The sequence below is a fragment of the Metabacillus rhizolycopersici genome, assembly GCF_020075705.1.
In genome coordinates this window covers 1-8,718 of sequence record NZ_JAIQUM010000128.1, presented here as the reverse complement: position 1 = coordinate 8,718, position 8,718 = coordinate 1, and the positions used below count along the sequence as shown (strand labels likewise).

The following is an 8,718-nucleotide window of genomic DNA, read 5'->3' as shown; positions in this document are numbered from 1 at the left end:
CAAGGGACAAACAAGGATTACGAAGCGAGGTAGAAAGAAACTTCGTGCTCTGTTGTTCAGAGTCTGTATGATACTCGTTGCGAAGAATTCAGCTTTTAAAGCACTCCATACCTATTATACACAACGATCTGACAACCCATTGAAAAAGATGCAATCTCTGATCGCCTTGTGTAATAAGCTCATACGTATACTCTTTGCCATAGGTAAAAAACAATTCGAATTTAGTGAAGAAAAGATGTTAAAGGATATTCCTTATATGGCAGTATCAGAGAATGTAAAAATAGCCGGTTGATTATGTTTTAGATTAGATTAAGTAGTAAGTAGTTAGGCACTAAAGGTTCGGGTACATTTGAAGCAAGGATTAGTCAGTAAAGCAACAAAACTTCGGGCAAGGACCCTGTGGGCCAGCGTAACTGACATCCATCTCATGGAAAGGTTGGACGAAGGAATTTGAGAGCGAGGACTCTGTGAGGCATGGGAGGGTTGACCTCCATGAGACATGTGGACATCCAAAAGTGCGATCATAACAACACTAAACCCAATTTTTTCCTGTAATTGGCTGGTTTAGTATACACTTTTTTCGGTAAATCCCTATCCTTGAGGAGTAATGCTGATCTTACGTAAATACTGGTTAATGATGTGGCTATGAAATCCTAAGAATTCTAGAGTAATCGTGAGATTGCGATTAGTTTATTGAGGGAGTTAGTTGAAGATTAGTATTTAACTTGTGTTCAACAATTGGGCCATATTATGGAATAGGTAATGAGTAATCAATTGGAAATATCATAAAAATAATTATAGATACCCCTCAAAGGAAGGATATCCATATGAATTCCATCGAAAAAACAAAGGGTATATTTTTGTGAAAATGACCTAATTTCGGGATAAGCCTCTTTCGAATGCATTCAAATGATTCATTGATGCATTTCTTAACTGTGTAAATACAGTTCTTACATCCGTTGGAAGATTTAAAGAAAGAAATCTATTATACATACTTATATTCTCTATCTCACCTTGTACTCCAGAAGCAAAAGCGTTTTTTATTGTTTCTGGGGTAGTAACAAACATTCTTGAAATGTCTTCAGGCTTAGGTACTTGATATCGTTCAAAAAGAGGAAGTAAAGCACTAATATGCCTTAATTCAGCTTCTTGGATTTGGGCAAATGTACGTATATATCCAAAGTTTAAAAGAATGTTATTATATCTAGCTTGAGCAAGAAATTCGTCTTGTAAAGCATAGGTTAACATCTGAGGTAAAGTTAATGTTGGGGCATCTAAAGCACCTTTGGCTCCATAGTCATTAGCATTTTGTCTTACCAATGATTTATGATAAGGGGTTTGATTGTGGAAGAAAAAATTTTTTACATACATTGATTGTATTTTCACCTCCTAAATTCTTTTCCTTTCCTGCTGCTGAACCAATGTTTTGGTTGTGGAGCTTGCTTCAAATTCCAAATTATTCTCTTATTAGTGTATAAAACAGAAATCAAAATGTACCTTGGATACAAAAAGATGTCATTCAATAGTAAAAACACAATGGATGTAAGAACTTTAAAATAGGTTAAAATCGATAAAGAAGAAGATGTTTCTTTCTTTAAAATTACATTCAGTCAAGTACACTCCTCTCCTACAGTACATAGGATAATTTGTAAATAATAATTAATTAAAGTGAAGGGATTGAGGAAAATGTACTGTGCACCCTATATGTATCAATATCCTTATTATGTGAATGTACCAATGCATACTTACAGAAATCCTACAGATTATTGGGCTGATCCCAATGAGACATTTGGTTCGTATCGGTCATCTTATGGTCATAATAGGATTATGTTAAAAGATTATGGAGCAAACCCATTTGTTATAAATATCAATGAAGCCACCAAGCAAAACAATACGTATCGTACAGCAATATGGACAGGTAATCATTTGCAAGTTACATTAATGAGTCTCAATATTGGTGAAGATATTGGTTTGGAAATGCACCCTAACGTTGATCAATTCTTAAGAGTTGAACAAGGTCAGGGAATTGTACAAATGGGCAAAGGTAGAGATATTTTAAGTTTTCAAAGGAGAATTTTTGATGACTCTGCCATTATAATCCCGGCTGGAATGTGGCACAATGTCACAAATACAGGAAATGTCCCTTTAAAACTATACTCGATATATGCCCCACCAAACCATCCATTTGGTACTGTTCATAGGACTAAAGCAGATGCAATGGCTTCAGAAGAAGGCTATGGTAACTGAAATGGAAATACAGTTGTTTTGGAAGGACTTTAGATGAATGCAAAATGGCTGGATACTTTTTGCCTTGTAAGATAGTTGTTTATGAAGATAATGGACAAACGAAAATTGGCATGCCCAGACCAACTGCTCTGATCAGCCTTCTTAATGATAAAAAGATGAAGTTATTTGCTAAAGATATTGAAGACCGGCTAATTAGTTGTATTGATAAAAGCGTATGATTTAATAACGCCCGAAAATTGATTTACTAAATTTAGATATATCATTTTTTGACCGCTATGTTAATTGTGGTCTATTTTTACTCAAATGAAATATTATTGTTGACAATATACCTATAGGGGTATAATATGGATCTTGTCGATGACAATTGTTCATTGAAGGTGGTCTAAATGATATTTTTAATTTTAGCTGCAATATTAATAGCATTTATTTTATATAAAAGGTATTTCCCGGTTATTTGTCTACCTTGTATTCAATTGAAAGACCTTGATTTGGATAGGATTGCTCTTATTGATGTAAGAGACTATAACGAATCTTACAAAGAGCCAATCAATGGGGTAATAAATATACCTATTTCTTATCTTAAAAGAAATTTAAAAGATATTTCAAACAATGACTTACATTTAATTGTTACAAGCAGACTTGAGAAAAATATTGGGACACGCTTTTTAAGAAAACAAGGTTTTCGAGTTGTCGGATATACGAACATTAATCATCACAAGTTATATTTAAATGAAACCTTGCTAAATAGAAAAATTAATTGTTAAAGGAGGAAAAACAGTGGATTACAATGATCAAATGAAAAATAGAATAAAACGTATTGAAGGACAGCTAAGAGGAATTTTAAAAATGATGGAAGAAAATAAAGACTGCAAAGAAGTTATTACTCAATTATCTGCATCGAGAACTGCCCTTGACCGAACAATTGGTTTAATTGTTAGCTCAAATTTAGTCGAGTGTGTTCGGAATGCTGATAAAAATGGTGAAAATACAGAAGAATTAGTAAAAGAAGCTGTAAACCTACTGGTAAAAAGTCGATAAAAAAGGGTTGACACCCTCTTTTATTTTACTTAATATTATACCCATAGGGGTAATGGTATTTTGGGATTAGGAGGAATAAAACGATGAAAATAGATAAAGTGTTAGATGCAAAAGGTTTAGCTTGTCCAGTGCCTATTGTTAAAGCAAAGAAGGCGATGAATGAAATTGAATCTGGTGAAATTTTGGAAATTCACACAACAGATAAAGGCGCTAAGAATGATCTTTCTGCCTGGGCTAAATCGGTAGGTCATGAACTATTAAAACATGACGAGGAAAACGATGTATTAAAGTTTTGGATTAAAAAAGGATAATTTTTTTCGAAAATTTTAAATACCCATACGCGTATAGGTTTTTAATTCACTTCTAGGAGGTACTAACATGACAGAAAAGAAAAAAACAACAATTGTCTTATTTAGTGGCGATTATGATAAAGCAATGGCTGCCTATATTATCGCAAATGGTGCAGCTGCTTATGATCATGAAGTAACCATTTTTCACACGTTTTGGGGATTAAATGCCTTACGTAAAGATGAAAATATTCCGGTCAAAAAAGGGTTCATGGAAAGAATGTTTGGCAAAATGATGCCTAGAGGCGCTGATAAAATGGGACTTTCAAAAATGAACTTTGCTGGATTTGGTCCCAAAATGATTAAAGATATTATGAAAAAGCATAACGCTATGCCTTTACCACAATTAATTGAAATGGCTCAAGAACAAGACGTAAAACTTGTTGCGTGTACAATGACGATGGATCTGTTAGGACTTAAACAAGAAGAGCTGTTAGACAACATTGAATATGCCGGAGTTGCTGCCTATTTAGCAGATGCAGAGGAAGGTAATGTTAATTTGTTTATCTAAGTGCTTTTCCACTACAGAGGGAGGTTACAAATGGATTATCTAAACTATCTTTTAATTGCACTATTTCTATTCTTTATGTTCAAGAGGTTCTTACCGATAAAAGGTGTTAATCAAATTACCACAACCGAATTGAAAACAGAATTAAATAACAAGAACAAGCAATTTGTTGATGTCCGAACACCTGGAGAGTTTAAAGGAAATCATATCAGAGGTTTTAAAAATATCCCTCTTCATCAACTTGCTCAAAAAGCAGCGAAAGAACTTTCAAAGGAAAAGGAAGTAATCGTGATTTGCCAAAGTGGGATGAGAAGCCAACAAGCTAGTAAAATCCTGAAAAAATTAGGATTTATAAACGTAACAAACGTCAAAGGCGGCATGAGTGCTTGGTCTTAAAACAATCATAAGGAGGACTAAAAAATGAAACAAATGGCTGCAAAAGAAGTAGAGATTTTATTAGACGGAGGAAAAACATTAAATATTATTGATGTACGTGAAGTGGATGAAGTTGCTGCTGGGAAAATTCCAGGTGCCGTTAATATTCCATTAGGTTTAGTTGAGTTTCGCATGCATGAATTAGATAAAGCAAAAGAGTATATTATGGTATGTCGTTCCGGAGGAAGAAGTGGTCGTGTCACGCAATTCCTTGAAAATTATGGATTTAACGTGATCGACATGGCCGGTGGAATGCTTGCTTGGGAAGGTAAAGTTGAATAAATTTTTTAACAAAAACAATACCCATATAGGTATAAAAACTGGAGGCTTTAAAATGGAAATCTTGAATGCTAACGTGATTTTAGATGCAAAAGGATTAGCATGTCCAATGCCGATTGTTAAAACAAAAAAAGCAATGAATAACCTGGAGGCAGGGCAAGTATTAGAAGTTCAAGCGACAGATAAAGGATCCAAAGCAGACTTGAAAGCATGGTCTGAAAGCTCAGGACATCAATATTTAGGGACAATCGAAGAAGGCGAAATGCTGAAGCATTATCTTCGTAAATCTTCTAATGATGAATCCAATGAAAAAAGGCATTCAAATGTTATCAATAATGAAGAACTAGAGAAAAAGATAGAAGCAAATGAAAACATCGTAGTTATCGATGTAAGAGAAGCTGCAGAATATGTTTTTAACCATATTCCTAATGCAATCTCCCTTCCATTAGGTGAATTGGGAAACAAATTAAATGAATTAAATAAAGATGATGAAATCTACGTAGTTTGTCGAACAGGAAATCGCAGCGATCTTGCCGCACAGAAATTAACCGAAAATGGTTTTACTAACGTAATTAATGTTGTACCAGGTATGAGTCGATGGAATGGTAAAACAACAGGTATCAACGACTAAAAACTAGGAGGAATAAACAATGAATAAAAAAGTAGCGATTATTGCAAGTAATGGTGGATTATTTGATGCATACAAAGTATTTAATATTGCAACGGCAGCAGCAGCAACTGACCAAAAAGTGGCTATTTACTTTACTTTTGAAGGTTTACATTTGATCCATAAAGAAGCATACAAACAACTTCCTATGCCCGAAGGTAAAGAACATTTTGCAGAAGGATTTGCACAAGCAAATGTACCTTCAATTCCGGAATTGGCTACTATGGCACAAGAAATGGGTGTTGAATTTATAGGTTGTCAAATGACAATGGATGTAATGGGATTGGAAAAAGAAGACTTTGTTGATGGAATTGAAGTAGGTGGCGCAGTAACATTTTTAGAATTTGCAAAGGATACAGATGTAACTTTAACTTTTTAAATCAATATATTTTTTAAAATGAAATAATACGACTGGGGGTATTTAAAATGAGTGTAAATGTAATGATTTCAAAAGAAGTGACGAAAAAAGTTTTTAATAAAGAAGAGTTGTTTATTCTTGATGTTCGTAATGAAAGTGATTTTAACGATTGGAAAATCGAAGGAGAAAACTTTGAATATTTAAATGTTCCTTATTTTGAATTGCTTGATGGTGTAGAAGTAATTATGGAGAAAGTTCCGACTAACAAAGAAGTATTGGTTGTTTGTGCAAAGGAAGGTTCATCAGTAATGGTGGCAGAAATGCTTTCTGATGCCGGGCTAAACGTGTCATACCTTAAGGGCGGAATGAAAGCATGGAGTGAACATTTAGAACCGGTTAAAGTGGGCGACCTAAATGATGGTGGCGAAATTTATCAATTCGTTCGAATCGGGAAAGGTTGTTTATCTTACATGGTGCTTTCAAACGGTGAAGCAGCAGTGATTGATGCAACACGTATGACGGATATCTATCTTGATTTTGCCGAAAGCATAGGAGCAAAAATTACACATGTATTTGATACGCACCTTCATGCTGACCATATTTCCGGAGGACGTACAATTGCCGAGAAAACTGGTGCGGTCTACTGGCTACCACCAAAGGATGCAACAGAAGTAACTTTTGATTACCAACCATTAGAAGACGGTAATGACGTAACAATCGGTAACACAACTATTAATATTGCAGCATTGTATTCACCAGGTCATACCATTGGTTCTACATCTTTTGCAGTTGATAAAAAGTTCTTGCTTTCAGGCGATATTTTGTTCATTGATTCAATCGGAAGACCCGACCTGGCAGGTAAGGCAGAAGATTGGGTTGGTGATTTAAGAGAGACTCTATATAAACGCTACAGAGAATTGTCAGAAGAGCTAATTGTCCTTCCAGCACATTTTATGATCATAGACGAGTTAAATGATGATGGTAGTGTGTCAGAAAAATTAGGTATATTGTTCGCAAAAAATCACGGACTCAATATCGAAGATGAAAATGAATTTAGAAAATTGGTAACTGAAAACTTACCTCCACAGCCAAATGCGTATCAAGAAATTCGTGAAACAAATATGGGGAAAATCAATCCGGACATTGATCAACAACGAGAAATGGAAATCGGACCAAACCGTTGTGCAGTTCGATAATTCCGAACAAGGAGGAAGATAAAATGGAAGCAACAAAAGTATTAGACGCAAAAGGCTTCGCTTGCCCAATGCCGATTGTTAAAACCAAAAAAGCAATAGGAGAGCTTGAAAAAGGTCAAGTATTAGAAGTTCATACAACTGATAAAGGGGCAAAAAATGATCTAACAGCCTGGGCTAAATCTGGTGGACACGAAGTATTAAAGCATGAAGAAGAAAACGGCGTGTTAACATTTTGGATTAAAAAGGGTTAAAAAATAAAGGGAACCAAATTAGGTTCCCTTTTTCTAAAGAGGGGGGACAACATGGATATTAATTTGATAATGACAATCTTCCTAATTGGATTTGTAGGCTCTTTTATTTCAGGGATGTTAGGAATTGGTGGGGCAATCATCAACTTCCCAATGTTATTATATATTCCAGTCATGTTAGGTGTAGAAGATTTTACAGTTTACGAAGTTTCAGGAATTACAGCCATCCAAGTGTTCTTTGCGACAGTTGGTGGTGTTTTGGCTTACCGTAAAGGTGGTTATTTAAATAAAACATTAATTACTTACATGGGAATTAGCATTTTGATTGGAAGTTTTATTGGAGGATTTGGTTCTACTCATATGCCGGAAAGTGGAATTAATATCGTTTATGGAATTTTAGCTCTTATTGCTGTTGTCATGATGTTTGTTCCCAATAAGGAAATTGATGATATCCTTTTAGAACAAGTAAAATTCAACAAATGGCTTGCGGTATTATTTGCTTTTACAGTAGGCATTGGTGCTGGCATAGTAGGTGCGGGAGGCGCATTCCTATTAGTTCCTATTATGCTTGTGGTTTTAAAAATACCAACAAGAATGACTATTGCCTCTTCCTTAGCAATTACACTTATCTCGTCAATAGGAGCTGTTTCTGGAAAAGTCGCAACAGGTCAAGTACCCATCCTGCCTTCACTTATTATGGTTGTTGCGAGTTTAATTGCTTCACCTCTAGGAGCCAACACGGGAAAAAAAGTGAACACAAAAGTTTTGCAAGGCATAATGGGGATTTTAATTTTAATGACAGCAGTGAAGACTTGGATAGCAATTTTATAAGTTTTATTAAAATTATACAAGAGAAATAGGTGCTCTATAATAGTGATATTGTGAAGTTATTTAACTTAAATTAACGGAGGCTTTAGCACAATAAGCATTTACTCTAAATAAGGCGTTATATACAAGATTTTATGCATAACTTGTATATAACGCCTTATTTTCTATGCAAAAAACATACTGCCATAAACGACATCTTTTGAATGCCAAATACACTCGCCACAAATATTAGATGACGAGTGATTCCATTGATTGGTTTAAATTTACAAAAAGTATTATAAGGTCTTATAATTTTACCGTTCATAAAAGTAAACTTTTTCGAACGGTTCTTTTATTTATAAAATCAATCAATTTTAACGTTCGTTAAAGTATCAAAATATTTTATGAACGTTCGGAATTTTGTATGTAGTTTAACGAACGTTTTTAATAGACCCTTTCCTTTGTCCTTTTACTTTTATATAGGTTTCATCGACTCTCCACGAGTCGTTTGTTTGCTTGAGATGACGCCGTACTCTTTCATCTAATTCAGGTCCATATTGATGAACCCAACGCATAATGGTTGTATGA

Annotated in this window: 12 protein-coding genes and 4 pseudogenes; 14 read left to right on the top strand and 2 right to left on the bottom strand. The window is 34.6% G+C overall.

Going from position 1 to position 8,718, the window contains the following annotated elements; genetic code table 11:
* Positions 1-292: pseudogene (locus tag K9V48_RS26220) on the top strand (IS110 family transposase); the annotation flags it as partial.
* A gap of 581 nt (positions 293-873) precedes the next feature.
* Here the strand turns inward: K9V48_RS26220 and K9V48_RS26215 are convergent.
* A pseudogene (locus tag K9V48_RS26215) lies at positions 874-1,302 on the bottom strand (DUF2202 domain-containing protein); the annotation flags it as partial.
* A gap of 384 nt (positions 1,303-1,686) precedes the next feature.
* Between K9V48_RS26215 and K9V48_RS26210 the strand changes: the two are divergent.
* The 13 genes and pseudogenes from K9V48_RS26210 (at position 1,687) to K9V48_RS26150 (ending at position 8,154) form a co-directional block, all read left to right on the top strand.
* On the top strand, positions 1,687-2,247 hold the full coding sequence (locus K9V48_RS26210; protein ID WP_224142031.1) for a cupin domain-containing protein: 561 nt from the start codon (positions 1,687-1,689) through the stop codon (positions 2,245-2,247).
* A 35-nt stretch (positions 2,248-2,282) separates the two neighbouring features.
* Positions 2,283-2,465, top strand: a pseudogene (locus K9V48_RS26205) (DUF302 domain-containing protein); the annotation flags it as partial.
* Between the two features lie 168 nt (positions 2,466-2,633).
* Positions 2,634-3,011, top strand: a complete 378-nt coding sequence (locus K9V48_RS26200; RefSeq protein ID WP_224142030.1) for a rhodanese-like domain-containing protein — start codon at positions 2,634-2,636, stop codon at positions 3,009-3,011.
* 13 nt (positions 3,012-3,024) lie between these two features.
* Positions 3,025-3,285 (top strand): metal-sensitive transcriptional regulator, encoded by a 261-nt coding sequence (locus K9V48_RS26195; protein WP_224142029.1) that lies wholly within the window; start codon positions 3,025-3,027, stop codon positions 3,283-3,285.
* Positions 3,286-3,368: 83 nt separating this feature from the next.
* Complete coding sequence (locus K9V48_RS26190; protein ID WP_224142028.1) at positions 3,369-3,596, top strand: sulfurtransferase TusA family protein; 228 nt, start codon at positions 3,369-3,371, stop codon at positions 3,594-3,596.
* 67 nt (positions 3,597-3,663) lie between these two features.
* Positions 3,664-4,143 carry a DsrE/DsrF/DrsH-like family protein gene (locus K9V48_RS26185; RefSeq protein WP_224142027.1) on the top strand — a complete coding sequence of 160 codons (480 nt, stop codon included), beginning with the start codon at positions 3,664-3,666 and terminating at the stop codon, positions 4,141-4,143.
* A 30-nt stretch (positions 4,144-4,173) separates the two neighbouring features.
* Complete coding sequence (locus K9V48_RS26180; RefSeq protein WP_224142026.1) at positions 4,174-4,536, top strand: rhodanese-like domain-containing protein; 363 nt, start codon at positions 4,174-4,176, stop codon at positions 4,534-4,536.
* 24 nt (positions 4,537-4,560) lie between these two features.
* On the top strand, positions 4,561-4,857 hold the full coding sequence (locus K9V48_RS26175) for a rhodanese-like domain-containing protein (protein WP_224142025.1): 297 nt from the start codon (positions 4,561-4,563) through the stop codon (positions 4,855-4,857).
* Between the two features lie 52 nt (positions 4,858-4,909).
* On the top strand, positions 4,910-5,485 hold the full coding sequence (locus K9V48_RS26170) for a sulfurtransferase TusA family protein (protein ID WP_224142024.1): 576 nt from the start codon (positions 4,910-4,912) through the stop codon (positions 5,483-5,485).
* Between the two features lie 19 nt (positions 5,486-5,504).
* Positions 5,505-5,900, top strand: coding sequence for a DsrE/DsrF/DrsH-like family protein (locus K9V48_RS26165; protein ID WP_224142023.1), 396 nt, complete (start codon positions 5,505-5,507; stop codon positions 5,898-5,900).
* 47 nt (positions 5,901-5,947) lie between these two features.
* Positions 5,948-7,075, top strand: coding sequence for an MBL fold metallo-hydrolase (locus K9V48_RS26160; RefSeq protein WP_224142022.1), 1,128 nt, complete (start codon positions 5,948-5,950; stop codon positions 7,073-7,075).
* A gap of 23 nt (positions 7,076-7,098) precedes the next feature.
* Positions 7,099-7,326 carry a sulfurtransferase TusA family protein gene (locus K9V48_RS26155; protein ID WP_224142021.1) on the top strand — a complete coding sequence of 76 codons (228 nt, stop codon included), beginning with the start codon at positions 7,099-7,101 and terminating at the stop codon, positions 7,324-7,326.
* A gap of 51 nt (positions 7,327-7,377) precedes the next feature.
* The gene (locus K9V48_RS26150; protein WP_224142020.1) at positions 7,378-8,154 is read left to right on the top strand and encodes a sulfite exporter TauE/SafE family protein; all 777 of its coding nucleotides are present in this window, start codon (positions 7,378-7,380) and stop codon (positions 8,152-8,154) included.
* A 437-nt stretch (positions 8,155-8,591) separates the two neighbouring features.
* Here the strand turns inward: K9V48_RS26150 and K9V48_RS26145 are convergent.
* Positions 8,592-8,718, bottom strand: a pseudogene (locus K9V48_RS26145) (IS6 family transposase); the annotation flags it as partial.

What these genes read in the sequence shown, in the direction of transcription:
- K9V48_RS26200 (WP_224142030.1), top strand. Translation starts at nt 2,634, where the DNA reads ATGATATTTTTAATTTTAGCTGCAATATTAATAGCATTTATTTTATAT.
- K9V48_RS26165 (WP_224142023.1), top strand. Translation starts at nt 5,505, where the DNA reads ATGAATAAAAAAGTAGCGATTATTGCAAGTAATGGTGGATTATTTGAT.
- K9V48_RS26170 (WP_224142024.1), top strand. Translation starts at nt 4,910, where the DNA reads ATGGAAATCTTGAATGCTAACGTGATTTTAGATGCAAAAGGATTAGCA.
- K9V48_RS26175 (WP_224142025.1), top strand. Translation starts at nt 4,561, where the DNA reads ATGAAACAAATGGCTGCAAAAGAAGTAGAGATTTTATTAGACGGAGGA.
- K9V48_RS26190 (WP_224142028.1), top strand. Translation starts at nt 3,369, where the DNA reads ATGAAAATAGATAAAGTGTTAGATGCAAAAGGTTTAGCTTGTCCAGTG.
- K9V48_RS26185 (WP_224142027.1), top strand. Translation starts at nt 3,664, where the DNA reads ATGACAGAAAAGAAAAAAACAACAATTGTCTTATTTAGTGGCGATTAT.
- K9V48_RS26160 (WP_224142022.1), top strand. Translation starts at nt 5,948, where the DNA reads ATGAGTGTAAATGTAATGATTTCAAAAGAAGTGACGAAAAAAGTTTTT.
- K9V48_RS26210 (WP_224142031.1), top strand. Translation starts at nt 1,687, where the DNA reads ATGTACTGTGCACCCTATATGTATCAATATCCTTATTATGTGAATGTA.
- K9V48_RS26155 (WP_224142021.1), top strand. Translation starts at nt 7,099, where the DNA reads ATGGAAGCAACAAAAGTATTAGACGCAAAAGGCTTCGCTTGCCCAATG.
- K9V48_RS26180 (WP_224142026.1), top strand. Translation starts at nt 4,174, where the DNA reads ATGGATTATCTAAACTATCTTTTAATTGCACTATTTCTATTCTTTATG.
- K9V48_RS26150 (WP_224142020.1), top strand. Translation starts at nt 7,378, where the DNA reads ATGGATATTAATTTGATAATGACAATCTTCCTAATTGGATTTGTAGGC.